The 23,216-nt window shown below is 69.0% G+C and carries 24 protein-coding genes; 3 read left to right on the top strand and 21 right to left on the bottom strand.

What is annotated here, in order from left to right; translation table 11 throughout:
- Positions 1–3: 3 nt before the first annotated feature.
- From ACW172_RS10620 to ruvC, 16 genes are all read right to left on the bottom strand, one after another.
- Positions 4–636 carry a hypothetical protein gene (locus ACW172_RS10620; RefSeq protein WP_492031504.1) on the bottom strand — a complete coding sequence of 211 codons (633 nt, stop codon included), beginning with the start codon at positions 634–636 and terminating at the stop codon, positions 4–6.
- A 63-nt stretch (positions 637–699) separates the two neighbouring features.
- Complete coding sequence (locus ACW172_RS10615; protein WP_492031503.1) at positions 700–1,920, bottom strand: acyltransferase family protein; 1,221 nt, start codon at positions 1,918–1,920, stop codon at positions 700–702.
- A 113-nt stretch (positions 1,921–2,033) separates the two neighbouring features.
- Positions 2,034–3,971: an ATP-dependent zinc metalloprotease FtsH gene (gene ftsH, locus ACW172_RS10610; protein ID WP_492031502.1), complete on the bottom strand. Its 1,938-nt coding sequence runs from the start codon at positions 3,969–3,971 to the stop codon at positions 2,034–2,036.
- A gap of 27 nt (positions 3,972–3,998) precedes the next feature.
- Entirely contained in the window at positions 3,999–5,423 is a 1,425-nt protein-coding gene (tilS, locus tag ACW172_RS10605; RefSeq protein WP_492031501.1) for a tRNA lysidine(34) synthetase TilS, read from the bottom strand.
- A 5-nt stretch (positions 5,424–5,428) separates the two neighbouring features.
- Entirely contained in the window at positions 5,429–6,280 is an 852-nt protein-coding gene (locus ACW172_RS10600; RefSeq protein WP_492031500.1) for a tol-pal system protein, read from the bottom strand.
- A 115-nt stretch (positions 6,281–6,395) separates the two neighbouring features.
- Entirely contained in the window at positions 6,396–6,950 is a 555-nt protein-coding gene (gene pal / locus ACW172_RS10595; RefSeq protein WP_492031499.1) for a peptidoglycan-associated lipoprotein Pal, read from the bottom strand.
- A 165-nt stretch (positions 6,951–7,115) separates the two neighbouring features.
- Positions 7,116–8,495 carry a Tol-Pal system beta propeller repeat protein TolB gene (gene tolB, locus ACW172_RS10590; protein ID WP_492031498.1) on the bottom strand — a complete coding sequence of 460 codons (1,380 nt, stop codon included), beginning with the start codon at positions 8,493–8,495 and terminating at the stop codon, positions 7,116–7,118.
- Between the two features lie 127 nt (positions 8,496–8,622).
- Entirely contained in the window at positions 8,623–9,447 is an 825-nt protein-coding gene (locus tag ACW172_RS10585) for a hypothetical protein (protein WP_492031497.1), read from the bottom strand.
- 1 nt (position 9,448) lies between these two features.
- Positions 9,449–9,910 carry an ExbD/TolR family protein gene (locus ACW172_RS10580; protein WP_492031496.1) on the bottom strand — a complete coding sequence of 154 codons (462 nt, stop codon included), beginning with the start codon at positions 9,908–9,910 and terminating at the stop codon, positions 9,449–9,451.
- Between the two features lies 1 nt (position 9,911).
- The gene (gene tolQ / locus ACW172_RS10575; RefSeq protein WP_492031495.1) at positions 9,912–10,670 is read right to left on the bottom strand and encodes a protein TolQ; all 759 of its coding nucleotides are present in this window, start codon (positions 10,668–10,670) and stop codon (positions 9,912–9,914) included.
- Positions 10,671–10,839: 169 nt separating this feature from the next.
- On the bottom strand, positions 10,840–11,286 hold the full coding sequence (locus ACW172_RS10570; protein ID WP_492031494.1) for a YbgC/FadM family acyl-CoA thioesterase: 447 nt from the start codon (positions 11,284–11,286) through the stop codon (positions 10,840–10,842).
- Positions 11,283–11,660, bottom strand: a complete 378-nt coding sequence (locus tag ACW172_RS10565) for a hypothetical protein (RefSeq protein ID WP_492031493.1) — start codon at positions 11,658–11,660, stop codon at positions 11,283–11,285. The genes ACW172_RS10570 and ACW172_RS10565 overlap by 4 nt, the downstream gene beginning before the upstream one ends.
- Positions 11,661–11,715: 55 nt before the next feature.
- On the bottom strand, positions 11,716–12,597 hold the full coding sequence (locus tag ACW172_RS10560) for an FtsW/RodA/SpoVE family cell cycle protein (protein WP_492031492.1): 882 nt from the start codon (positions 12,595–12,597) through the stop codon (positions 11,716–11,718).
- Between the two features lie 2 nt (positions 12,598–12,599).
- Positions 12,600–13,634: a Holliday junction branch migration DNA helicase RuvB gene (gene ruvB, locus ACW172_RS10555; protein ID WP_492031491.1), complete on the bottom strand. Its 1,035-nt coding sequence runs from the start codon at positions 13,632–13,634 to the stop codon at positions 12,600–12,602.
- The gene (gene ruvA / locus ACW172_RS10550; protein ID WP_492031490.1) at positions 13,631–14,248 is read right to left on the bottom strand and encodes a Holliday junction branch migration protein RuvA; all 618 of its coding nucleotides are present in this window, start codon (positions 14,246–14,248) and stop codon (positions 13,631–13,633) included. The genes ruvB and ruvA overlap by 4 nt, the downstream gene beginning before the upstream one ends.
- Positions 14,245–14,775: a crossover junction endodeoxyribonuclease RuvC gene (gene ruvC / locus ACW172_RS10545; protein WP_492031489.1), complete on the bottom strand. Its 531-nt coding sequence runs from the start codon at positions 14,773–14,775 to the stop codon at positions 14,245–14,247. Before ruvC ends, ruvA begins: the two co-directional genes overlap by 4 nt.
- 114 nt (positions 14,776–14,889) lie before the next feature.
- On the opposite strand from ruvC, the gene ACW172_RS10540 reads away from it, so the two are divergent.
- On the top strand, positions 14,890–16,572 hold the full coding sequence (locus ACW172_RS10540) for a M20/M25/M40 family metallo-hydrolase (RefSeq protein WP_492031488.1): 1,683 nt from the start codon (positions 14,890–14,892) through the stop codon (positions 16,570–16,572).
- A 27-nt stretch (positions 16,573–16,599) separates the two neighbouring features.
- Here ACW172_RS10540 and ACW172_RS10535 read toward each other — a convergent pair whose 3' ends face one another.
- The 3 genes from ACW172_RS10535 to ACW172_RS10525 all read right to left on the bottom strand — a co-directional run bounded on the left by ACW172_RS10535 (position 16,600) and on the right by ACW172_RS10525 (position 19,535).
- The gene (locus ACW172_RS10535) at positions 16,600–17,118 is read right to left on the bottom strand and encodes a hemerythrin domain-containing protein (protein WP_492031487.1); all 519 of its coding nucleotides are present in this window, start codon (positions 17,116–17,118) and stop codon (positions 16,600–16,602) included.
- A gap of 103 nt (positions 17,119–17,221) precedes the next feature.
- On the bottom strand, positions 17,222–18,565 hold the full coding sequence (locus tag ACW172_RS10530; protein WP_492031486.1) for a hypothetical protein: 1,344 nt from the start codon (positions 18,563–18,565) through the stop codon (positions 17,222–17,224).
- A gap of 196 nt (positions 18,566–18,761) precedes the next feature.
- The gene (locus ACW172_RS10525) at positions 18,762–19,535 is read right to left on the bottom strand and encodes a YebC/PmpR family DNA-binding transcriptional regulator (protein WP_492031485.1); all 774 of its coding nucleotides are present in this window, start codon (positions 19,533–19,535) and stop codon (positions 18,762–18,764) included.
- Positions 19,536–19,795: 260 nt separating this feature from the next.
- Between ACW172_RS10525 and ACW172_RS10520 the strand changes: the two genes are divergently transcribed.
- Complete coding sequence (locus ACW172_RS10520) at positions 19,796–19,999, top strand: hypothetical protein (RefSeq protein ID WP_492031484.1); 204 nt, start codon at positions 19,796–19,798, stop codon at positions 19,997–19,999.
- On the opposite strand, the gene ACW172_RS10515 is transcribed toward ACW172_RS10520, so the two are convergent.
- Together ACW172_RS10515 and ACW172_RS10510 are read right to left on the bottom strand one after the other, a co-directional pair.
- Positions 19,981–21,297 (bottom strand): acetamidase/formamidase family protein, encoded by a 1,317-nt coding sequence (locus tag ACW172_RS10515; RefSeq protein ID WP_492031483.1) that lies wholly within the window; start codon positions 21,295–21,297, stop codon positions 19,981–19,983. The genes ACW172_RS10520 and ACW172_RS10515 overlap by 19 nt on opposite strands.
- 101 nt (positions 21,298–21,398) lie before the next feature.
- Entirely contained in the window at positions 21,399–21,833 is a 435-nt protein-coding gene (locus ACW172_RS10510; RefSeq protein ID WP_492031482.1) for an acyl-CoA thioesterase, read from the bottom strand.
- 197 nt (positions 21,834–22,030) lie between these two features.
- Here ACW172_RS10510 and ACW172_RS10505 point away from each other — a divergent pair, with 197 nt between their 5' ends.
- The gene (locus ACW172_RS10505) at positions 22,031–23,167 is read left to right on the top strand and encodes a zinc-dependent alcohol dehydrogenase family protein (protein ID WP_492031481.1); all 1,137 of its coding nucleotides are present in this window, start codon (positions 22,031–22,033) and stop codon (positions 23,165–23,167) included.
- Positions 23,168–23,216: the final 49 nt, after the last annotated feature.

Raw genomic sequence — 23,216 nt, 5'->3', positions numbered from 1 at the left:
GGTTCAGGCGGCTTTGCGGGCATCGAGAGCGCCGCGCAGCATGACCCATCCGGGCAGGGCGAACAGCAGGAACAGGGCGACCGTGCAGATGCCGAGATAGATCGGGGCCTGACGCACCGTCAGGCCCAGCGCCACCGCCGTCAGCCAACCGCCGATGGAGACCGCCAACATCCACGGCGTCCGCTTCAGGGTAAAGGCGACGAACCAGGCCGCCGACTGCAGGGCGAAGATCACCGCCGCGTAGTAGAGCCACACGGCGAAGTCATGATCGCGCGCGGACCCGACGCCGAAGACGATGATGATCGCCAGATTGGCCATGCCCGTGGCGCTGAAGGCCGCGTTCAGGGTGCGGGTGACCATCGGACCCGGCTTGGGGACCTTACGGTCCTCGAGAATGGCCCAGGTCAGGATGACGAAGAAGGCCACGGGCACCGCGACGACCACCGCCAGATTGGCGAGGTCCGGCCAGCGGATCCAGCCGGCGATCTGGCCGATGTGGAACAGACACTGGCCGCCGTAGAGCAGCCCGCCGGCCAGATAGGCGACGCCCAACGTCAGATGCCCGCCCGGGCCTCCGCCCGTCACAACGGAGCGCAGGAAGGCGAGATCGGCTTCGGGCGTGGACTTGTCTGACATGAGGGCGATTCCTGATGCGGCCGGCGCCTCCATCGGATGGACGCGCCGGCCGGGGTTGGCAAGCTATTCGGCGGGGACCAGTTCGGCGTCCCGCTTGCGCCGCCAGGGCACGCGCCGTCCGTTCAGCCAGCGGCCCATGAAACTGTGGCGGATCAGGAGCTCATAGCTGGCGAGGCTGACCGCCAGAACCCCCGCGACCACGACCGCCAGCTTGACCGGCCAGGGCGCGGCCCAGTCCTGGATCAGCACCTGTCCGGCCATGACCAGCGGCAGGTGAACGATATAGATCCAGTAGGAGGCGTCGGCGACGTAGCGACGCAGGGCGCTGTGGCCGGAGAAGAGCTTCAGCGCCAGCCCCACCGCGGCGAAGGCCGAGGCGAAGGTGGCCACCCCGAGGGCGGCGGCCGCCATGGCCTTGGTCGCCGGATCGGTAACCGGGACGATGGACGGCGCCGGACCGCCCGCGAGCATAAGCAGGGTGGCGCCCGCCCCGACCGCAAGGCCGAGGTTCACCGGCGCCCAGCCTTCCAGCTTCGCCAGCAGGTCGCGACGACGGTCCAGCAGGAAGCCGAAGCCAAAGACCGCGCCGAAACCGACGCAGGCGCTCAGGTTCGGAACCAGCCCGTGGTCCGGCGTCGGAATGCCGAAGAAGGGGACCCAGTTCGGCTCCGCCCACAGGGCGAGAGCCAGAGGCGCGGCGAGGATGACGGCGCCCCACGGCGTGGCCAGTCCGCCCATCAGCCGATCGACCGTCCGGCCCCAGCCGCCGTTGCGATCGAGCATGGCGAAGGGCGCGCGCAGGATCAGGGCGGCGACATAGAGCAGCATCAGCACCCACAGGAACCACAGATGGGTCAGGGGGATCGTCAGCCAGGTGTAGGTCGGCGGCGGGGGCGGCGGGCCCATCGGGGCGCCGGCGGCCTGCCGGACCGCATTCCAGATCAGGACGGCGATGATCGCCGCCATCACCGGGGTCCAGAAGACGCCCAGCGGCCCGCCGATGCGGATGAAGCGGTCCTTGAAGAAGCCGCCGACGCCGCGCCGGCCCAGCATCATATGGGCGAACAGGCCCGCCAGCAGGAAGAAGGTCGCCATGCGGAAGATGTGGATGGCGAAGAACAGCACCCCGGCCCCGATCGACTGCTGATCGTCAGAGACGATCCAGATCGGCGCCGGCATGAAGGACATGGAGGCGTGGAGCACCACGCCCAGAAGCAGGGCCCCGCCCCGCAGCGCATCGAGGCCGTGAAGGCGCTCGGAACGATCGATTTCGGATGCCGACATGGCGACCCCTCCCGTTTCGGATGAGGCCGTATCTCATAGACTTGTTTATAATGCAAACATGTTCATCAAAAAGAACCCGCCGGAGCGAAAGCCCGCGGCGGGTTCTGGAAGGCCTAGTGGACGGTCGGGACGTCGACCGTGACGCCGCCGTCGGCGACGGGGGTCACCGGCACGGAGACCGAGGGGCCGGAGTTGGGGAAGTTGTTCTCGTCGCGATTCGGCGCGGCGCCCTTCTCCAGCAGGTCCTTGATCTCCTGACCCGACAGGGTCTCGTACTCGAGCAGGGCCTGGGCCAGGGTCTCCAGATCGGCGGCCTTGTCGGTCAAAATCTGGCGGGCCTCGTTCCAGCCTTCGGTGACCAGACGCTTGACCTCGGAATCGATGATCCGGGCGGTCTCTTCACTGATGTTCTGGCTGCGCGCGACCGAGTGACCGAGGAAGACCTCCTGCTCGTTCTCGCCATAGGCCACGGTGCCCAGGATGTCGGAGAAGCCCCACTGGGTCACCATGCGGCGGGCCAGCTTGGTCGCCTGGGTGATGTCGGACGAGGCGCCGGAGGTGATGTTCTCCTTGCCGAAGATGATCTCCTCGGCGACGCGGCCGCCGGCCATGATGGCGATGCGATCAACCATCTGCTGGTACTTCATCGAATAGCGGTCGCCTTCCGGCAGCTGCATGACCATGCCCAGGGCCTGACCGCGAGGGACGATGGTCGCCTTGTGCACCGGGTCGGCCATCTTGACGTTCATGGCCACGATGGCGTGCCCGCCCTCGTGATAGGCGGTCAGCTTCTTCTCTTCCTCGTTCATGGCCATGGATTTGCGCTCGGCGCCCATCATGACCTTGTCCTTGGCGTCCTCGAAGTCGCGATGGGTGACCATCCGGCGATCCTTGCGGGCGGCCATCAGGGCGGCCTCGTTGACCAGATTGGCCAGATCGGCGCCCGAGAAGCCCGGGGTGCCGCGCGCCAGGGTCTTGACGTTGACGTCGGCGGCCAGGGGCACGTCCTTCATGTGCACGCGCAGGATCTTCTCGCGGCCGTTCACGTCGGGGTTGGGCACCACGACCTGACGGTCGAAGCGGCCGGGACGCAGCAGGGCCGGGTCCAGAACGTCGGGACGGTTCGTCGCGGCGATCAGGATGATGCCTTCATTGGCCTCGAAGCCGTCCATCTCGACCAGCAGCTGGTTCAGGGTCTGCTCGCGCTCGTCATTGCCGCCGCCCAGACCGGCGCCGCGGTGACGACCGACCGCATCGATCTCGTCGATGAAGATGATGCACGGAGCATTTTTCTTCGCTTGTTCGAACATGTCGCGCACACGGCTGGCGCCGACGCCGACGAACATCTCGACGAAGTCCGAGCCGGAGATGGAGAAGAAGGGCACGCCCGCCTCGCCCGCAACGGCGCGGGCCAGCAGGGTCTTACCCGTACCGGGAGGGCCCACCAGCAGGGCGCCCTTGGGGATCTTGCCGCCCAGACGCTGGAACTTGCCCGGATCCTTCAGGAAGTCGACGACCTCCTGCAGCTCTTCCTTGGCCTCGTCCACGCCGGCGACGTCGTCGAAGGTCTTGCGGCCCTTGTGCTCGGTCAGGAGCTTGGCCTTGGACTTGCCGAAGCCCATGGCCCCGCGCGCCCCGCCCTGCATCTGGCGCATGAAGAAGACCCAGACGCCGACCAGCAGCAGGATCGGCAGCAGACCCAGAAGGGCGCTCATCCAGATCGACTGGCGGGTGGTCTTGACGTCGACCTGGGCGCCCGACTGACGGATGGCCTCGATCAGCTGCTCATTCTGCAGCGGGGTGGTGACGCTGAAGCGAGTGGCGTTGCGCAGCTCGCCCGAGATCTGGTCGCCCTTGACGACCACACCCTTGACGTTGCGGGCCTCGATCTCGCTCACCAGCCTGGAATAGGTGATGACCTCTTGCCGCTGGGCGGCGGCCGCTCCGGTCTTGGCGGTGGCCAGGGGGCCGCCGTTCTGGCTCATGGCGGCGTAGATCGCCACCAGACCCAACAGGATCACGCCCCAGATCGCCAGGTTACGCAGGTTCATTGTTGTTCTCGGTCCTTCGGCAAGGCCTCAGCCTGGGCCGCAATGGTGGTCTTTGTGTGAAAATAGGTCAGCGGGCGGCGTTTCGCCATGGATCGTTCGAAAGAGGTCGGCCTCCTGCGTCGTTTCGCCCCCCGAATTCGGCATAGCCGCTCCCGGAAAAAGCGCCAGACGTCGCGGCGCCAGGGCCCGTACCTCGGCCTTTCGCCATGCCAGAACCGGGCCAGCGCCATCGTCCCGGATCAATACGGGCAGGGCCGCGCGCGCCCAGGCCGGAGCCGTCGCCATGATCGCCCGGTCGGCGTCGGTGAGCCGGTTCAGTCGTCCGGCGGCGGCGGTGGCCGTCCATCCCGGTTCCGCGATCACGATCTCGTATCGCCCGTCCCAGACAGCGGCCTGTCCCGGCGTCAGCGGCGCATCATCCGGCGTCCGGCGGCGAAACTCCCCCGGCTCCCGCCCGACGACGACCTCGGAGCCACGCGCCTCGACCCGGGCCCCGGCGAGGGTCGCGCTGAAGTCTTCGCCTGTCCTGAGCCGTTCGGTCAGGCGTCCGATGCGATCACGGCGAGGCGGACTGGACCCTCCGGACGCGGACAGAAGGGTGGCGGCGAGCACCGACGATCCGACCGCTCTCCCGACCTGAAACCCCTCTCCCAGAGGGAGAGGGAGGGGCCCGGCGCTGAAGGCGTGGGGAGGGTGAAGGGTTTCGTTGTCGGCGGCTCCAGACAAAACCTCACTGCCGGATTTCCTCATCCGACCCGGCTCCGCCGGGCCACCTTCTCCCTCAGGGAGAAGGGAAAGCGCGCTCCGCGCCCGGCTGCGGCCAAAACGGGGATCTGCGTTGGCGGGATCCTCGATCCAGTCCAGCCCCCTGCCCTTCAGGAACGCCCGCAGAACCTCTCGCCGCTCCCCCAGAATGGGCCGGAACAGCATCAGGTCGCGCCCCTCGGGCCAGACGGGCGACGGCGACCAGTCGCGCAGAAGGCCGAGCGTCGAGCCCCCGTCCTCGACCGGACGCGCCCGCATCCAGTCGGCCTCGGCGATATCGTCGGCGGTGTGGGCCAGAAGGACGACCCGGGCGCCCACCTCACGCGCCGCCTCCGCCAGCAACCGATGCCGCGCCGTCCGGGCCGCCGCCGTCAGCCCGCTCGCGGGCTTTTCGCCCTCCCAACGCCGTTCGCGCCAGTTGACGCCCAGCCGCGCGCAGGCCTCGGCGCAGAAGCGGCCCCAGTCGGGGCTGGCCGGGTTCAGGCCGTGATCGACGGTGACGACGAGCAGACCCCGGCCATGGGCGCGCGCCCAGTCGGCGACGATCTCCAGCAGGGCGAGGGAATCCCCGCCGCCGGACAGGCCCAGTACGACGGGATGATCGGCCTCGCGCATCAGGCGGGCGTCGAGCCGGGCCTGAATCCGCGCCGTCAGACCGACATCGCGCCCGGCATCCGGCCCGGCCATGGCGATCAGGTGCAGCGCGCCTGGGTGCGGATCTGGCCGGCGATGGTCTTCAACTGCGCCGAGGCCGCCGCGGCGTAGCGCCGGTTGAACTCGCCCAGGGCCGCACAGGCCTGCGGATTGCGGTTGGTCGCCGCCAGCGCACGCGCCAGCTTCAGCGTCGTCTCCCCGGCCCAGGGCGTGGTCGGCCAGCCGTTCAGGGCGCCGGCATAGGCCTGAACCGCCCCGTTCATGTCGTCGCCCGCGCGACGCAGATCGCCGAGACGATAGCCGGCCTCGGCCGACTGGGGAGTCGACGGCCAGTTGGCGATCAGCACCTCATAGGCCTGGGCTTGCGCGGCCGCATCGGTCAGGGCCCGGGCGGCGGTCAGATCCCCGGCGGCGCTTCCGGTCGGCGATTTGGTCGCCTCCTCGGCGGCGGCGGCCTGGGCGGCGGCTGCGGCAGCGGCCTTTGCCTGATCTTCCAGCGCCTTGATACGGGTGTCGGCGTCGTTCAGCCGGTTGCGCAGGGCGGTATTGTCGCGGCTGGCCTCGTCCAACTTGAAGGCCGTCTGCTCGCCGTCTCGGGTGATCCGCTGCAGCGAGGATTCCAGATCCTGAAGCCGGCGATCCATCTCCCCGACCTGCCCCTGCAGGGCCACGACCTCAGGGTCGGGCTCGACCAGAACCGGCTGGCCGACGGCGTTCCTCTGGGTCACGGCGCGCTCGAGACGGCGGACGTTGCGGTCCAGGGTGTCGAGACGGCGATTGTCCCACTCGACCGGGGCCAGGGGCTGGGTCTGGGACACGGCGATGCCGCCGCCGACGACACAGAGGCCCACGGTGGCCAGCAGAAGATTGCGATGCAGGGGCTTGATCATGGCTTCAGGCTTTTCATCGTTTGAGGGCCTTCGCAAGGCCAGGTCGAAGGTCGCCGGGAACGAAAAGGGGCGCCCGCGTCGCGAGCGCCCCCGAGGTCGTCAGGTCCTCGCGGGCTTACATCCCGCCGGAGACGATCGCGGTGTGGCCGTTGCGGTTGCGGGCCCAGGACTCCTCGCTCGACCCTTGGGCGATCGGGCGCTCCTTGCCGAAGCTGATGGTGTCGATGCGGCCGGCCGGCACGCCGCGCTGGACCAGATAGTTGCGCACCGATTCCGCGCGGCGCGCGCCCAGGGCCAGATTGTACTCGCGGGTGCCGCGTTCGTCGGCATTTCCTTCGATGCGGACCATGATCTGCGGATAGCGGATCAGCCACTGAGCCTGGGCGTCGAGACGCGGATAGGCTTCAGGACTGACCTGATAGGAATCCAGGTCGAAATAGACGCGGTCGCCGACGTTGACGACGAAGTCCTGCTCCGAACCCGGGCGGGCGGCGTTCATGTTCGAGCCGCCGACAGTCCCACCCTGGCCCGGATAGACGGGGTTGGTGCTCGGACCCGAAGGCTGGTTCGGGACAGCGGTCTCGACGGCGCGCTTGGGCGTACAGGCGGCCATCGAGGCCATCACGAGGCCGACGGCGGTCAGCTTCATCAGATTGGTCATGGTCGTCATCGCGGGACGTCTCCTTGGTGTTGCCCTCGGACGCCGGATCGGCGCTTCAAGCTTTGCCTTTAGCGGGGCGGGTGGCGAAATGGTGGCGCTTCGGTTCGGGTAACGCACAGTTGAGGTCTTCGGCTCCGCCCGTGAACTGATTTCACCTGACGGAGGTGTCTGAAATCACGAGGGGCAGCTGTCCGGACCCTGGCTGCGGCCGAGGTTCGCAGGGGCGGCGTCCAGCAGGGGCGACCAGGCGGGGTCGGAACCTCGGCCCTGATAGCCCGACTGGGCGATGACCCGGCCCGACAGGTCGACCATCCACAGATTGGTGTTCCCGCCCCGGGTCTGGCGCGAGAACATGATGTAGCGGCCGTTCGGGGCCCAGGACGGACCTTCCTCGAAATAGCTGGACGACAGGCTGCGCTCGCCCGAGCCGTCCGTGCCCATGACGCCGATCGAGAACCGGCCGCCCGAGGACTTGGTGAAGGCGATCAGGTCGCCGCGCGGACTCCAGGACGGGGCGGTATAGCTGCCGCCGCCCCGCGAGATCGGCCGCTGGCCCGACCCGTCGGCGTTCATGATGTAGAGGCGCGGCGTGCCCGAGCGGTCGGAGTTGAACACGATCTGGCGCGCATCCGGGCTGAACGACGGCGAGGTGTCGATGCCGGGGTCCGAGGTCAGGCGGCTCAGCTGGCGGCTGCGCAGATCCATCACATAGACGTCGGTATTGCCGCCCCGGATGATGGAGAAGGCGACCTTGGACCCGTCGGGCGAATAGCGCGGCGCCAAGGCCTGACCGTCGAACTCGCCGAGGCTTTCACGGCGGCCGGTCGACAGGTTGTAGAGGTAGATGCGGCTGTAGTCCTTGCCCAGCGCCATATAGGTGATCTCGTCCGGGTTGGACGAGAAGCGCGGCGTCAGGATGATCTCCTCGCCACCGGTCAGGAAGACGGGGTTGTAGCCGTCCTGGTCCACGATCGCGAGGCGCGACAGGCGGTTCAGCTCGGTGCCGCTTTCGGCGACATAGATGATGCGGGTGTCGAAGAAGCCGCTCTCGCCGGTCATGCGCTGATAGACGACGTCGGCGATCTTGTGCGCGACCCGGCGCCACTGCTCGGGCGTGGCGGTGAACTGGTAGGAAACCAGCTGGCACTGACGATAGGGATCGTACAGGCGGAAGCCGTAGTCGTTGCGGTTGTCCGGGCGCGGCGTCACCGAGCCATAGAGCACCGCCTGGGCGCCGATCTGGGTCCACTGCGGGAAGTTGGGCGCGTTGGCCAGCGTCAGCCCGGTCTCGATGAAGCTGCGCGGGCTGATCGCCTCGAAATAGCCCGAGCGGGTCAGGTCGCCGGTCAGGACGCCGGACAGCTCCGAGCCGTTCGGACCGCTGAACGGGGCGATGGCGATCTGGAAGGGCTTCAGAACCCCCTCGTCGACGACGACGTCCTGCGTCTGCTGCGGCGCGGCCGTGGGCGCCTGGCCGGGAACCTGGGCCTGCGTCAGCATCGGGACGGTCATCGCCACCGCGGCGACCGTGGCCAGAAGAGTTTTCAGACGCATTGACGGCTCCCTCGTTTACCTTGCGGCCCGCCTGATCTAGCGCAACCGTCGCCCCCACGGCCAGCTTGCCCGCGAATGGGGCGACCGTTTGGCGAAGCTTGAACCGCGCTCTCAACCATTTGGCAGCTCAGAGGTTGCGGCATTGGCGCGCGGTCTCGAACCGGAACGGAATTTCCTGGGGCGTGAAGCCGGCCGGAACGTCGAACGGCGACGTCGCCCGCAAGGCCTGCAGCAGGCTGTCCGAGGCGGCCCGCCACGCGGGATCATTACGAGCGCCCTCGACCACCGGCGTGCCCTGGATGCGGCCCGTCGCATCGAGCCGGACCCGAACGCGGATCACGATCTCGTCGCCGCCGGGCAGGTCGCAGACGACCCGCACGTTCCAGTTCGGCGTGATCTGACGCGCCAGAGCGCTGAGCTGCGGTCCCGACGCCTGGGGCGCCGCGCCCGTCCCCTGCTGCCCCGTCGAGGGGCGGCCGGGATTGTTGTTCGGGCGGCGCGGTCCCTGCTGCAGGGCGCTGAGATCCAGCGAGGGCTCGTTGCGACGTGGTGTGGCGGCAGGCGGCTGGGTCTTGGGGCGCGGCGGCGTCGGGCGCGTGACCGGCGGCGTCGGCCGGGTCGGCTGCGGGCGCGGCGTCGGAGCCGGCGGCGTGATCTTGGGCGGGATGCGCGGCGTCGGCGGCGCGGGCGTCGGCGGCGGGGTCGGGGCGGGCGTCGGAGCCGGCGGCGCTTCCACGGCCTCGGTCGGGGCGCTGGCGCCGTCTTCGGTGACCAGTTCCTCGGAGGGATTGTCGGGCGCCGCGGCGTCGATGACCTCGGACGACATGATCGACACCGGCACCGAGTTCGGAACCGGCGGCAATTCCTTCTTCGGCCAACTGATCAGGGCGAGCGCCAGCACGCCGACGTGCAGCGCGACCGATCCCAGAATGGCGGGGCTGGGCCTTCTCACGTCAGCCCGCGGGAACCGTCTCGGGGTCGGTGATCAGGTTCAGCTTGGTGAAGCCCGAGGCCGACAGGCGCGCCATGACCCGCGCCACCGCCTGATAGGGAGCCCGGCCGTCGGCGCGCACGAAGATGGGCTTTTCCGACTTGTCGGCGCCGTTCGCGGCGTCGACCAGACGGCTGGACAGCTGCTCGTAGGGCGTCTCGTCCTTGTCGATGTAGATGGCGCCGTTGCGGTCGATCGACACCGTGATCGGCGTCTTGTCGGTCGGCGCGGCGCTGGCCTCGGTCTTGGGCAGTTCGACCGGCACGCCGACGGGCGCCAGCAGGGGCGCCGACACCATGAAGATGATCAGCAGCACCAGCATGACGTCCACCAGGGGCGTCACGTTGATCTCACTCAGCGGCCGCTTCTTGGCGCGGCGGCGTCCTCTTACGTGGCCCTGTCCGGCCCCTCCGCCCATGGCCATGTCAGTCGGCCCGGCGGATGGAGAATTCAGACGGCGGCGGAGGCGGGGGAGGCGGGGCGCTCGGCACGCCCAGACGGCGGGCCACGGCGGCCTGCAGATCGTCGGCGAAGCTTTCCAGACGGCCCGCGAACTTGCCCGCGTCGATCGAGAATTTGTTGTAGCCGATATAGGCCGGGATGGCCGCGGCCAGACCCATGGCCGTGGCGAACAGGGCTTCCGAGATCGGACCGGCGACGGTGGCCAGATTGGTGTTGCCGGCGTGCTGGATGCTGCCGAAGGCGTTCATGATGCCCCAGACGGTCCCGAACAGGCCGATGAAGGGCGAGGCGGTGGCGACCACCGACAGCACGCCCAGGCCGTTCTCGACGCGCTGACCCTCGCGGGCGATGATCGAATCCAGCGAGCGGTCGATACGGCTGATGAGCAGATTGCCCTGCTGCTCGGTCAGCACCCCGCGCGCCCGGGTCTCGCGCCAGTCGGACAGGGCGGTCACCAGCATGCGCGGCAGGGCATGGTTCGGCTGGGGTCCGGCCTCAGCGGCGACATCCTCCAGCGACCGGCCCGAACTCAGCGCCTTCTCGAAGGTGTCGGCCTGATTGTTCAGGGCGGTGAAGCGGAAGGCCTTGTCGATGATCACGGCCCAGGACCAGACCGAGGCGACCGCCAGCCCGACCATGATCAGCTGCACCACGATATCCGCGTGCAGGAAGAGGGAGACGGGGTTCAGCATTCCGGCTTCGGCGGCGGCGGGAACTGTCATCGGCGAGCGGGTCCTTGGAGGCAATGGCGTCCGGCCTATCGTGCGGGCCGGCGTGACCATAGTGTGGCGCTTGTCCGGCTCTAGCGGCCAGACGTGACAAGGTCACTAACGCTCCCCTCACCGGTGCGTGAGAACAGTTTCCATATATCCGCGACGGAGTGCGCCGGGTTCAGCCCTTGAGCCAGGGCGTGACGCTCTCGATCAGGGCCTTCGTCGGCCGCCGGGGGCGACCGTCCAGATGGATGCAGACCGCCGTCACCTCGGCGCGGCACAGCACCTCCCCGTCCCGCTCGACACTCTGGGAGATGATCAGCCGAGGCCCCTTCACCGCGTCATAGGTGGTGCGCACCACCAAGGCGTCGTCGATCCGCGCGGGCTTCAGATATCGGATATTCATCTCGGCGACGACGAAGGCCATGGGTTCGGCGTCGTCCAGCAACTCGGCGTGGCCCTTGGCCGTCAGCCGCATGAAGTCAGACCGCCCCCGCTCGAAATAGCGGACATAGTTGGCGTGATAGACCAGACCGGTGAAGTCGGTGTCCTCATAATAGACCCGGACCGGCAGCAGGTGATCCCGGCCCTCGAAGCGGCCGGCGGTGGGGGCGTCGGGGTTCATCGAAGGATCGGGTTCGGCGGCGGCGCGGGGAACTCGGGGCAGTCCTGGGCGACCATCTGGTCGAACTCGCCCTTGAGCGGATCGTTGCTCAGCAGCAGGCGGTTGGGGCGTGACACAAATCCGGTCGCAGGCGCGGAGTGACCGGCCGCCAGATAGCCGCAGACGACCCGCCCCTCGCCCGCCTCGATCAGACGGATTTCCGCCTTGGGTCCCAGCTGTTCGCGCGCCTGACGCAGGACCCGTTCGGACGCCGGCTCCTGGGCGAAGCCCGGCCGCGCGCCTTGCGAGATCGCCCACATGCTCAGGGCGCCGAGCGCGATCACGACGACGCCCAGACCTCCGATCACCTTCTGAACCGACAGCTTGCGCGCCATTCGCCCCTCCGACCCCGCCAGAATGCAGGGGTTCGTCGCCGAGGGGAAGCGTCCGCTACCGCTCTCGCGGATGGATCGCCCACTGCGGCGCGGGCGCGGGTCGGGGCCGCGACAGGACCAGCCCCAGCGAGACCAGCCAGCCGACCACGAGAGAGGCGCCGTAGCCGACCACGGGCGCCGGATAGTTGCCGAACAGATTGCCGGCCACCAACCCGATCCACAGGCCCGCCAGACCGGCGGCCACGGCGCGCTCTCCGCCCGCGAAGGCCCTCACCACGAACGGCAGTGACAGGAGGATCAGCAGCGAGCCCGCGGCCATCCCGACGGCCGGATTGGCGGCGAAGGCCTCGGGCACGACCCGTTCAACATGGGCGATCGCTGGCAAGGGATCGGCGCGGGTCCAGCTCCAGACCGCCGCCGCCAGAGCCATCAGAAGAGCGGTTACGTCGGGCGCCGCCACCCTGGCCCGCACCACGGCCAGCGCCACCAGCGCCAGCAGGAGGGCTGTCGCGGACGCCGCATCCGGCTGGATCGCCAGCACGAGCGCGAACGCTCCGGTCAGGGCGCCCGCCCACCAGTTGGTCCGCGCGACCGTCAGGGCCCAGACCACGAACGGCAAGACGATGGAGGCGGGCTGCAACACGATCGGTCCCGCCGCGATCCAGCGATGCACGCCGGGACCGGCGTCCCCCAAGGTCGCAAACAGGAGGGCCAGACAGACGCCGATCAGCACCGCCGCTCCCTTCGGACCCGGCCGCCACGAATTGAAGGCCAGCCCCATGGCGATCAGGGCGCCGACGGCGAGCGCGCCCGCCTGAACGATGAGAGCCGAACCCGGGCCGCCCGCCAACCGGATGGCGATCAGGCTGATGATGGCCGTGACAGCGGCCTGCGCGACCACCGCGCCGACGGTCCCAGCGCGTTCAAGCCACTTCATCTTCACTCGAACAGATCGCCCGGCCCGACGACCGGCGGCTTCGGCGGTTCGGTCAGGCCGAGGTGGCTGTAGGCGCGGGCGCAGGCCATGCGGCCACGCGGGGTGCGCTGGATGAAGCCCTGCTGCAGCAGATAGGGTTCGATCACGTCTTCGACGGCGTCGCGCGCCTCGGCGATGGCGGCGGCCAGGGTGTCCATCCCGACCGGCCCCCCGCCGTAGTTCTCGATCAGGGCCTTGAGGAAGCGGCGGTCGTTGGAATCCAGCCCCGCCTCGTCGATTTCCAGCCGCGCCAGAGCCCGCGCCGCGACCAGTTTCGTCACCGTCTTCGCCCCCTCCGCCTCGGCGAAGTCGCGCACCCGGCGCAGCAGGCGGCCGGCGACGCGCGGCGTGCCCCGCGACCGAGACCCGATCTCGCGCGCCCCCTCGTCGTCGATGGCGACCCCCATCTTCCGCGCCGCCCCGGTGATGACCCGCACCAGTTCGTCGGGGGTGTAGAACTCCAGCCTCAGCGGAATGCCGAACCGGTCGCGCAGCGGCGTCGCCAGCAGCCCGGCCCGCGTCGTCGCCCCGACCAGCGTAAAGGGCGCCAGGTCGATCCGCACCGAACGCGCCGACGGCCCCTCGCCGATGATCAGGTCCAGCACATGGTCCTCCATCGCCGGATAGAGGATTTCCTCCACCTGCGGGGCCAGCCGGTGGATCTCGTCGATGAACAGGACGTCGCGCGGTTCGAGATTGGTCAGGATGGCGGCCAGATCCCCGGCCTTGGCCAGGATCGGTCCCGAGGTGGCGCGGAAACCGACGCCCAGCTCCTTCGACACGATCTGGGCCAGGGTCGTCTTGCCCAGACCCGGCGGGCCGAACAGCAGGACGTGATCGAGCGCCTCGCCGCGCGCGCGGGCCGCATCGATGAAGACCTTCAGATTGCCCTTGGCCTGGGACTGGCCGACGAACTCGGCCAGCGACTGCGGCCTCAGCGCCCGGTCATAGGCCTCGCCGGGCGCCGGCTGGGGCGAGATGATGCGATCGTCGGTCATCGGCCGAGTTCCTGTAGTCCGGCCCGGATCACCGCCGACAGATCAGCGTCCTCGCCCAGACGGATCAGGGCCTGATCGACGGCGCGGCGGGCGTTGACCTCGGCGATGCCCAGACCCAGCAGGGCCGAGACGGCCTCGCCGGCGATGCTGGGCGTCGGCGGCGCGACCTCGGCGTGAACACCGGGCGCCGTCGGGGTGAAGGAGACATCGCCCAGCGGCTTGCCCTTCAGCTCGGTGACAATGCGCAAAGCGAGCTTCGGCCCCACCCCGTTGGCCCGGCCGATCGCCGCCTTGTCCTCGCGCGCCACCGCACTCGCCAGCTCGCCGGGCGGCAGGACGTCCAGCACCGACAGGGCCGCCTTGGGCCCCACGCCCTGAATGGCCAGCATGGTGGTGAAGGCGCGCCGCTCATCCCGCGTCAGGAAGCCGTAAAGGCGCGGCCCGGCATCCTCGCTCCACTGGGAGTGGACGTGCAGGGTCGCCTCGTCGCCGGGCGCCGGCAGCCGACCCAGCGTCCGCGAGCCGCACGCCACCACATAGCCCACCCCCGCACAGTCGATCAGGCAGTGGCCCTCCTCGACCTCGGCCAGAACGCCTCGAAGTCTACCGATCATGCCGCGCCTCGCAGGCTTTCCAGCAAGGTGCGCTTCCTCAGCTGCGCATGGGTGATGGCGACGGCGAGCGCATCGGCCGCATCGGCCTTGACCTCGCCGGAGGCCGGCATCAGCCGTTTCACCATGAAGGCGATCTGGCCCTTGTCGGCATGGCCCGCGCCGACCACCGCCTTCTTGATCAGATTGGGCGAATATTCCGCGACCGGCAGGCCGCAGCGCGCCGGGGCCAGCATGACCGCCGCCCGGGCGTGACCCAGCTTCAGGGTCGAGGACGGATTGACGTTGACGAACACCTCCTCGATCGCCGCCTCCTCGCACGCGTGGGCGACGCAGATTTCGCCGACAGCCTCGAGCAGGTGCAACAGCCGTTCGGCGAAAGGCGCGCGCTCGTCCGGCGCCACGACCCCATGGGCGATCCAGCGCAGCCGCGCGCCCTCGGACACGATCACCCCCCACCCCGTCCGGCGCAGGCCGGGGTCAAGTCCGAGGATGCGGACGGGTCCGTTCTGAATCATCGCGTTCGTCATTCGTTCCGTTCATGCCCCGAACTTGGTTGACAGACAATGACCAGATGACGGGACCAGTGCTGGCGCTCCCCTGCGGACGCGCTACTGTCCCCGGGAAACAGGGAGACGGGGATCATGACTGCAGGGATGGGCGGAGCAGTGGCGGCAGCGTCCGTGCGGGCCGAGAAGCGCATCGTTCAGACGCTTCGCAACGCCAATGCGACCTCGCCCGAAACGGCCGTCGCTCTGGCCGAGGGCCGCCTGATCCAGCGCGGCGCCCTTCGGCGTCTGGTCCGGCGCAATGCGGTGATCGAGGCCGCGCCTAACACCTTCTGGCTCGACGACGCCGCCTATGAGGAGATGAAGAAGCTGCGCACCAGCCGGATCATCCTGACCCTGTTCGGCCTCGCCGCCCTGCTGATCGTCGTCTCCGCCGTGACCATCGCCAAGGCCGACACGCCCCAAGGCTCAGCCCTTCGCCCCGACCAGGTCGAGTTCCGCGGCCTCTACAAGGAGCTGGTCGAGACCAACACCACCCTGTCCGAAGGCAGCTGCACCCTGGCTGCCCAGCGGATGGCCGCGCGCATGGTCGCCGCCGGCTATTCCGAAGCCGACGCCCGCGTCGTCATCCCCGAGGACCAGCCCAAGTTCGGCTCCCTGATCGCTGCGCTGCCCGGCACGGACGCCTCGGCGCCCGCCATGCTGCTGCTGGCCCATATCGATGTGGTCGAGGCGCGTCGCGCCGACTGGGAGCGCGATCCCTTCGTCCTCGTCGAGGAGAACGGCTTCTTCTATGCGCGCGGCGCTTCGGACGACAAGGCCGAGGCCTCGGTCTGGGTCGACAGCCTGATCCGGCTGAAACAGCAGGGCTTCCAGCCCCGCCGCACCATCAAGATGGCCCTGACCTGCGGCGAGGAAACCAACGACAACTGGAACGGCGTCCAGTGGCTGCTGGAGCACCACCCCGAGATGCTCCAGGCCGGCTTCGCCCTGAACGAGGGCGCGGGCGGTCAGCTGGACGCCAACGCCAACCGCATCGCCCTGAACGTCCAGGCGGGGGAAAAGGTCTATCAGGACTATACGCTGGAGCTGACCAACCCCGGCGGCCACTCGGCCCGGCCCAGGAAGGACAACGCCATCGGAGCCATGGGCGCCGCGCTCGACCGTCTGGTGCAGCACGACTTCCCGCTGGAGCTGTCGCCGGTCACCCGCGCCTATTTCTCGGCCATCGCCGAGACGACGCCCGCCAGCGCCGCCGACCTGCGCGCCTTGACCGCCCATGACACGCCCGACGCGGCCGCCGCCGCCCGGCTCGGCGCCGCCAATCCGGTGTGGAACGCCATGATGCGCACGACCTGCATCCCGACCCTGATCAACGGCGGCCATGCCCCGAACGCCCAGCCGCAGAAGGTCACGGTCAACGTCAACTGCCGCATCCTGCCCGGCCATTCGATCGCGGAGACGCAAGCCGAGATCGCTTCGGCCCTCGCCAATCCGGCCATCACCATCAACACCATCGGCGAGCCCAGCCCGACCTCGCCGGCCCCGCCCCTGACCCCCGCCATCCTCGATCCGATCAAGACGGCGGCGGCGAAGCTGTGGCCCGACGTTCCGGTCGTCCCGACCCTGTCGACGGGCGCCACCGACGGCCGTTTCACCAATGCGGCAGGCATTCCGACCTACGGCGTCACCGGCATGTTCACCGATCCGGACGGCAACGGCGTCCACGGCCTGAACGAGCGGCTGCGCGTCCGCTCCCTCTACGAGGGCCGGGACTTTCTGTTCGAGCTGATCAAGCTCTACGCGGTTCAGGAGTAGTCCGGGCAGGAGCAGGAGAGGCGCGGCTCAGCCGTGCTTCTCGACATAGGCCTCGGGGTCCTTGTTGACGGGCTTGATCCCCATCAGGTGGTCGGCCTCGAAGGCGGCGAACTGGACGGCCAGTTCGTGGCGTTTGGTGATCGGGGCGTTGCGGCGGAAGTCGGTCAGGCCCTGCCGCTCCTCCTCGCCCATATGCTTGGAGTTGACGATATTGGCCTTGCCGACCGCCTCGATCCATTCGGCCGTGCCGATCGTCAGCTTGTTGGCCGCCTTGACCGCGTCGCGCAGCTTGTTGTGATCCTCGATGGCGTCCTCGGTCTCGCCCTCGACCGTGCCGTCCTCGGCGTCATTGGCCCCTTCGCCGCGCTTCAGAAGCTCGGGATAGAAGAACCGTTCCTCGGCCTCGGCATGGACATCCAGAAACGCCGACAGCCGGCCCCAGACCTTCGTCAGGGCGTCGACGTCCTTCGGGTCGATCTGTTCCAGGATGGCGAACAGCCGCCGTTGCTCGGCGTGGTCGTCGAGGATCAGCTGGGTGATGTCCATGGGCGGTGTCCTTGCGCCAAGTCGCTGCTTCAGAGCCCGGCTTTAACCCGGCCGCGACATCACGGTTCCGCTTGACCCGTCGCGGGCCGCCCGAAGGCCGGCTTCAGCCGACGAGCGACTGAACCGAGCCGTGGCTTTCGGTCGGGGCTGGACGGCCGCCGCGTTCGCGACGCGCCGCATCCAGAGCCGCCGCCGACATGGCGGCCTCGGCGCGGGCGCCCTCGACATCGGCGCGCAGCGACGTGATCTGCTGCAGCCAGCCCTCGGCCTTGGTGTGGTGATCTTCCTGCACCGCCGCCAGCTTGGCCTGGATCTTCAGCATCCGGTCCTCGGCGCGGGCGATCGCCTTGTCGTGGGTCGAGGCGGCCTTGGTCAGGGTCTCGGCGCGGTCGACGGCCGCCAGACGCGCGACCTCCATCCCGGCCAGACGCTGGCGGGTTTCCTCGACCTCACTTTCCAGACCGCGGATGCGCTCCAGGGCGCGGTCCAGGCTGATCTGCAGCTGCTCGCCCTTGCGCTCGGCGCCGTGCGACCCGGCCTGCAGCTCGCTCAGGCGTGAGGCCTGTTCGGTGTTCAGGACCTCCAGCCCGTTGGCGCGCGCCGTCGCCGTGTCCAGACGCGCCGACAGGGAGGCGATCTCCGCCCGGGCCGTCTCGGTCTGGTTTTCCAGCACCCGCATGTTGCGGGCCGTTTCGCTCTGCTCCGAAGCGGCGCGGGCGCGCTCGGTGGCCAGCAGGCCTTCGCTGGCGGCGGAGGAGCGCGCCAGGGACGCCACCTCGGCCGAAACCTCTTCCATGCGGCGGCGCAGGACGGTGTTCTCTTCCAGCACCAGGGCGTGGTCACGCTGGGTCTGGGCGCGGCCGTTCTCGGATTCGGTGCGTTGCGTCTCGGCCTGCTTCAACTGGCTGCGCAGCGAATCCTGATCCTGTTCCAGCTCGCGGATGCGCTGGGTCGCGGCGCGTTCGGCGATCTCCAGCGCATCGACCTTCGAGGTCGCCAGCGACAGGTCGCTGCGCAGGCGGTCGGTCTCGATACGGGCTTCCTGAAGCGAGGCGGACTGTTCGCCGTTGCGGGCGGTCAGGTCCTCGACCTTACCTTCGGCCTCGCCGAGGGCGGCCGCCAGCTTGCGGGCCTCGGCGCTGGCGGCTTCCAGACGCTCGGCGGCCTCGCCGTGGGCGACGCGCAGATTGATCAGTTCGACGTGGTTGTCGCGGCGCGAGCGGAACTCGGCTTCCAGTGGATCACGCAGCTGGACCAGCAGGCTCTCGAAGGTCCCGAACTTCTGGGCCATGTCCGAAAGTTGGTCGAGGCTGTCCTGAATGGTCTCGAACCGTTCGCCGATGACCCCCGCGGCGTCCTGGCCGACGACGGTTTCGGCCTGGCCGGCCGCGTTGGCGCGTTCGCCCTTGCCGTTTCGCGACAGAACCCGGTCGATCCTGGACAGCATCGTCTGCACTCCGATTGGTGGACAACCCTCGGGAGGCGGCCTCCTGACAAGACCTTCAAACGAATCGGACCCCCGGCGCCCCTTCAACCAAACGTTAACTTCCGGCTCCCGGCGAGTCGATACGGGCGACTCCGTGCGTCTGGGGACAACCCGCTCGCAAACGGGACAACCCGCCCCATCGACCCCGCCGGCGTCGTCACCCGGCGTATTTCGCCAGGTCTTCGTCCGAGATGTCCTCGTTGGAATAGACGGAGGAGACGTCGTCCTCGGCGTCCAGGGCGTCGAGGAGTTTCAGCAGGGTCCCGACCTGCTCGCCCGAGACCGGCACCTCCGACTGGGGCTTCCAGACGATGGCGGTGGACTTGGGGTCGCCCAGCACCTTGGACATGGCCTCGGCGACGTCGTTCAGGTCCTCGAAGGCGGTCCAGATGGTGTGGCCCGGCGCGTCCTCATAGATGTCGGGCTTGACCAGATCGCTCTCGACGTCCTGGGCGCCGGCCTCGATGGCGGCCTCCATGACGGCGTCTTCAGTGCCGGCCTCGGCCTTGTAGATGATCTGGCCGACCTTGTCCCACATGAAGGCGACCGAGTTCATCTCGCTCAGCGCGCCGCCGTTCTTCTTGAAGGCCGCGCCGATGTTGGAGGCCGCGCGGTTGCGGTTGTCGGTCAGGGCCTCGACGATGATGCCGACGCCGCCGGGGCCACGGCCCTCGTAGCGGACCTCTTCCATCGTATCGACGTCGCCGCCGGCGGCCTTGTTGATCGCGCGGGCGATCACGTCCTTGGGCAGGCTCTCGGCCTTGGCGTTATTGATCGCCAGACGCAGGCGCGGGTTCAGGGCCGGATCGGGCATGCCGTTCTTGGCCGCCACGGTAATGTCGCGCGACAGCTTGGAGAACAGCTTGGAGCGCACCGCGTCGGCGCGACCCTTGCGGTGCATGATGTTCTTGAACTTGGAATGGCCGGCCATAGAAGGTCTCTTGGTAGTGGGCGCTATCGTTCGCGACGCGGCCGCTCTGCTTGAGCGCCACGCGGTGGAGCCGCCGCCTCTAGCCGATGCGCGACCGACTGTCACGACAGGCGCCCGTTGCACGCGAAAGACGGAACCGCCAAGTCGGCGACGGATTTAGGCATCACCAACGCACCACGGCTTGCGCCGGGGTAAAACCGCGCTCAAGCAGCGAGCAACCGCGTTGCGAGCGTTAGCGCACCAAGAGAGAAGAGTTCTCCATGACCGGACCCGATTACGCCGCCGAAGCCGCCGGTTACGAAGACGACGATCTGGACGAGGCCGACATCGTCGAATGGTACGAGGCGCGCCCTGTCACCGTCTCGACCGCCGTGGCTACCGGCTCCATCGTCGCCGCCTTCGCCCTGGGCGTCGTCACCACGGTCGGCGCCGTGCTTCTGGCGCGCTACCTCGACGAGGACTGAACCCGCTTCAGTCCCGCCAGCCGCCCCTTGTCGAGACTGAGACTCAGCCCGGCATTGCGCCCGGCCAGGGTCGCGACGCGGTATTCGGCCGCTGTACCGAGGATCATCGAGGCCTCCGAGACCGTCAGGCCGTAGTCCTGCTGCAGCCACTGGACCATGCCGCCGGTCGCCGCGCGAACGGCCTCGTCCAGCGACGGCGCCTGGCCCAGCACGGTGATCCGGTCGGCCGTCTCGACGCGCGGCGCGGACAGGGGGCGTGAGGGCAGAATCTCGACGCTGAACTCGACGTCCAGCGAGGTCTCCAGCGCCCACTGGGTCGTCTCGCCGTCGCCCTGAAGCGCATGGCCGTCGCCGAGGAACAGCATGGCGCCGGGCTGGAACACCGGCAGATAGACCGTCGCCCCCTCCCCGATCGCATTCAGGTCCATATTGCCGCCGTGCCGTCCGGTATCGCCCGCCGACTGGGCCGGAAAGCCGAAGTCGGGCGCCACGCCCAGCCCGCCCAACATGGGCCGCACCGGCACGACATAGTCCTTCAGCCCCTCCGGCGGATTGTCCAGCCGCGCCGTCCCCGCCGCCCGATCGAGCCGCCAGCGCACCCGCGCGCCCAGATCCGGGACCCTCGCCAGCCCTTGCGACAGCGCCCGGCCGGAGAAGCCGTCCAGGCTGTCGGCCCAGTCGCGGTTCAGCGACAGCTTGCGGATATGGATCGCCAGCACATCGCCGGCCTCGGCGCCCGCGACGAAGAAGGGTCCGGTCTGGGGGTTGCCGTAGAGGGCGACGGTCCGCCCCTGTGCGTCGACCCCGCCGGAATCGATCGTCCGCGTCGCCACAACGTCGCCCGGCTGGATCACCATCGCCGGCGCGAGATCGGCCGTGAAGGTGTTGGAGAAGGTCTGCGGATCATAGGTCCGGCGCGTCGGCGGCCCATCGGGCAAGACCAGTCTCAGCCCCGTGACGGCGTGGCGCACCCGTGCGCCGGTGTTGGAGGTATCCTCATAGTCGGCCGTACCGGTCAGGACGCCGTTCCGTACCGTCGCCTCGAAGCGGCGGACGTCGCCGTCGCCGTCCGTGGCGGTGAAGGTCAGCCGCTCGCCGTCCGTGCGCCCGCTGATCGTCCAGTCGTCCAGCCGACCTGTCAGGACATGGCCCGAGGCTTCCAGCGTCAGGGCTGCATGCTCCGCATTGCCCCACCGATCGACCGACAGCAGCCAGGTCTCGGGCGCCGCGAGCGCGGAAGGCGCTCCCAAGGCGGAAGAGACGGCCGCAGCCGCCAGACCCAGGATCAGATGCCGCATTCGAACGCCTCCGCCCCCGCAGAGGCGCGGGGTCAGACAGACGCTACAGGCGTAGCGTCTTCAGGCAAGTGAACCTTCGGCAATCCGGGCCGGAAGCGGCCTCAGTCGGCCTTCAGGTTCTCGACCACAGCGCGCAGCTTTGCCGGCAGCGGCTTCGGCCGGCGCGTCTCGGAGTCGACGTAGACATGAACAAAATGGCCGATGGCGGCCGGGACGCTGACCCCACGGCGGAAGACGGCGAATCCGTATTTCACGCTTGAGGTGCCGACGTGATCGACCTTGATCCCGACCTCGATCACATCGGGGAAGGCCAGGGACGAGGTGTATCGGCAGCCGCTGTCGACCACCAGGCCGATCGATTCCGAAAGCGCATCGGCGATGATCAGGTGGGCGTTCACCGCCGAGTCCACGAACTCATAGAATTTGGCGTTGTTGATATGGCCGTACTGGTCGTTGTCGGCCCAACGGGTCGAGACCATGTGGAAGGCCTTGTAGGTGGCGCGATCGGCCAGGGGGCCTTCGTCCCGGATCGGCATGGCGGTTCCTCGTCCTCATTTTTTGTGCGCTAACGCCGCCGACGCGGTCGTCGGCTGCATGAGCGCGGGGGTTTCTTGCCGCCTTCGGAACGAATCCGGGGATGTCCTTCCGGCGGAGCTGCTCGCGGAACGACGCTCGGGCTTGGCCGACGCTGCGTCAAGCGCCTATCGAGAAGTCATCGATCACGAGGCCGCCAATGACCCTGACCACGAGAGCCGCCGTTCTGCGATCCATGGGCGCCGCCCGTCCCTATGCCGACAGTCGTCCTCTGGCGGTGGAGACGGTCACCCTGGACCCGCCCGGCCCCGGCGAGGTTCTGGTGGCGATCAAGGCCGCGGGCCTGTGCCATTCGGACCTCAGCGTCATCAATGGCGACCGCCCCCGCCCCCTGCCCATGGCCCTGGGTCACGAGGCCGCGGGCGTCGTCGAGGCGCTCGGTGACGGGATCACGGACCTCGCCGTCGGCGACCATGTGGTGATGGTCTTCATGCCGTCCTGCGGCCACTGCAACCCCTGCGCCGAGGGCCGCCCCGCCCTGTGCGAGCCTGGCGCGGTCGCCAACGGCAAGGGCGAGCTTCTGTCTGGCGGCAAGCGCATCCATCACGGCGACGAGGCCCTCAACCACCACCTCGGCTGCTCCGCCTTCGCCGACCGTGCGGTCGTGTCGCGCCGCTCGCTGGTCAAGGTCGATCCCGAACTGCCGCTGGACGAGGCCGCCCTGTTCGGCTGCGCGGTCCTGACCGGCGTCGGAGCGGTGGTGAACACAGCAGGCGTTCGCGCGGGCCAGAGCGCCGTCGTCGTCGGCCTCGGCGGCGTCGGTCTGGCCAGCGTCCTCGGCGCCCTCGCCTCGGGCGCCTCGCCCGTCATCGCGGTGGACCTCTCGGAGGACAAGCTGGCCCTCGCCCGCAGCCTCGGTCCCGTCCAGACCGTCAACGCCGCCGACCCGGACGCCGTCGAACAGGTGCGCAAGATCACCAACGGTGGCGCCGACTTCGTCTTCGAAATGGCCGGATCGGTCCGGGCCCTCGACGCCGCCTGGCGCATGACCCGACGCGGCGGGACCACCGTCACCGCCGGCCTGCCCCCGCCCGACGCCGCCCTGCCGGTCAATGTCGTGTCTCTGGTCGGCGAGGAGCGGACGCTGAAGGGCTCCTATATCGGCACCTGCGTGCCCAGCCGCGACATCCCCCGCTACGTCGCCCTCTACCGTCAGGGCCGGCTGCCCGTGGACCGGCTGATGAGCGGCAGGATTCCTCTGGATCAGATCAACGAGGGCTTCGACCGCCTGCACGCCGGTCAGGTCGTGCGCCAGATCGTGACCTTCGACACCTGATTCCACGCTCAGTCCCGGCGTGACACCCCGGAACGGATCGGGCACAAGC

Source organism: Brevundimonas sp. ALps5, assembly GCF_058681645.1.
The sequence above is the reverse complement of the archived record's forward strand: the minus strand, read 5'-3'. Positions and strand labels throughout refer to the sequence as shown.

Bases quoted from the DNA above. Each gene is read 5' to 3' on its own strand.
- ACW172_RS10620 (WP_492031504.1), bottom strand. From the start codon at position 636: ATGTCAGACAAGTCCACGCCCGAAGCCGATCTCGCCTTCCTGCGCTCC.
- ACW172_RS10615 (WP_492031503.1), bottom strand. From the start codon at position 1,920: ATGTCGGCATCCGAAATCGATCGTTCCGAGCGCCTTCACGGCCTCGAT.
- ftsH (WP_492031502.1), bottom strand. From the start codon at position 3,971: ATGAACCTGCGTAACCTGGCGATCTGGGGCGTGATCCTGTTGGGTCTG.
- tilS (WP_492031501.1), bottom strand. From the start codon at position 5,423: ATGGCCGGGCCGGATGCCGGGCGCGATGTCGGTCTGACGGCGCGGATT.
- ACW172_RS10600 (WP_492031500.1), bottom strand. From the start codon at position 6,280: ATGATCAAGCCCCTGCATCGCAATCTTCTGCTGGCCACCGTGGGCCTC.
- pal (WP_492031499.1), bottom strand. From the start codon at position 6,950: ATGACGACCATGACCAATCTGATGAAGCTGACCGCCGTCGGCCTCGTG.
- tolB (WP_492031498.1), bottom strand. From the start codon at position 8,495: ATGCGTCTGAAAACTCTTCTGGCCACGGTCGCCGCGGTGGCGATGACC.
- ACW172_RS10580 (WP_492031496.1), bottom strand. From the start codon at position 9,910: ATGGCCATGGGCGGAGGGGCCGGACAGGGCCACGTAAGAGGACGCCGC.
- tolQ (WP_492031495.1), bottom strand. From the start codon at position 10,670: ATGACAGTTCCCGCCGCCGCCGAAGCCGGAATGCTGAACCCCGTCTCC.
- ACW172_RS10570 (WP_492031494.1), bottom strand. From the start codon at position 11,286: ATGAACCCCGACGCCCCCACCGCCGGCCGCTTCGAGGGCCGGGATCAC.
- ACW172_RS10565 (WP_492031493.1), bottom strand. From the start codon at position 11,660: ATGGCGCGCAAGCTGTCGGTTCAGAAGGTGATCGGAGGTCTGGGCGTC.
- ACW172_RS10560 (WP_492031492.1), bottom strand. From the start codon at position 12,597: ATGAAGTGGCTTGAACGCGCTGGGACCGTCGGCGCGGTGGTCGCGCAG.
- ruvB (WP_492031491.1), bottom strand. From the start codon at position 13,634: ATGACCGACGATCGCATCATCTCGCCCCAGCCGGCGCCCGGCGAGGCC.
- ruvA (WP_492031490.1), bottom strand. From the start codon at position 14,248: ATGATCGGTAGACTTCGAGGCGTTCTGGCCGAGGTCGAGGAGGGCCAC.
- ruvC (WP_492031489.1), bottom strand. From the start codon at position 14,775: ATGACGAACGCGATGATTCAGAACGGACCCGTCCGCATCCTCGGACTT.
- ACW172_RS10540 (WP_492031488.1), top strand. From the start codon at position 14,890: ATGACTGCAGGGATGGGCGGAGCAGTGGCGGCAGCGTCCGTGCGGGCC.
- ACW172_RS10535 (WP_492031487.1), bottom strand. From the start codon at position 17,118: ATGGACATCACCCAGCTGATCCTCGACGACCACGCCGAGCAACGGCGG.
- ACW172_RS10530 (WP_492031486.1), bottom strand. From the start codon at position 18,565: ATGCTGTCCAGGATCGACCGGGTTCTGTCGCGAAACGGCAAGGGCGAA.
- ACW172_RS10525 (WP_492031485.1), bottom strand. From the start codon at position 19,535: ATGGCCGGCCATTCCAAGTTCAAGAACATCATGCACCGCAAGGGTCGC.
- ACW172_RS10520 (WP_492031484.1), top strand. From the start codon at position 19,796: ATGACCGGACCCGATTACGCCGCCGAAGCCGCCGGTTACGAAGACGAC.
- ACW172_RS10515 (WP_492031483.1), bottom strand. From the start codon at position 21,297: ATGCGGCATCTGATCCTGGGTCTGGCGGCTGCGGCCGTCTCTTCCGCC.
- ACW172_RS10510 (WP_492031482.1), bottom strand. From the start codon at position 21,833: ATGCCGATCCGGGACGAAGGCCCCCTGGCCGATCGCGCCACCTACAAG.
- ACW172_RS10505 (WP_492031481.1), top strand. From the start codon at position 22,031: ATGACCCTGACCACGAGAGCCGCCGTTCTGCGATCCATGGGCGCCGCC.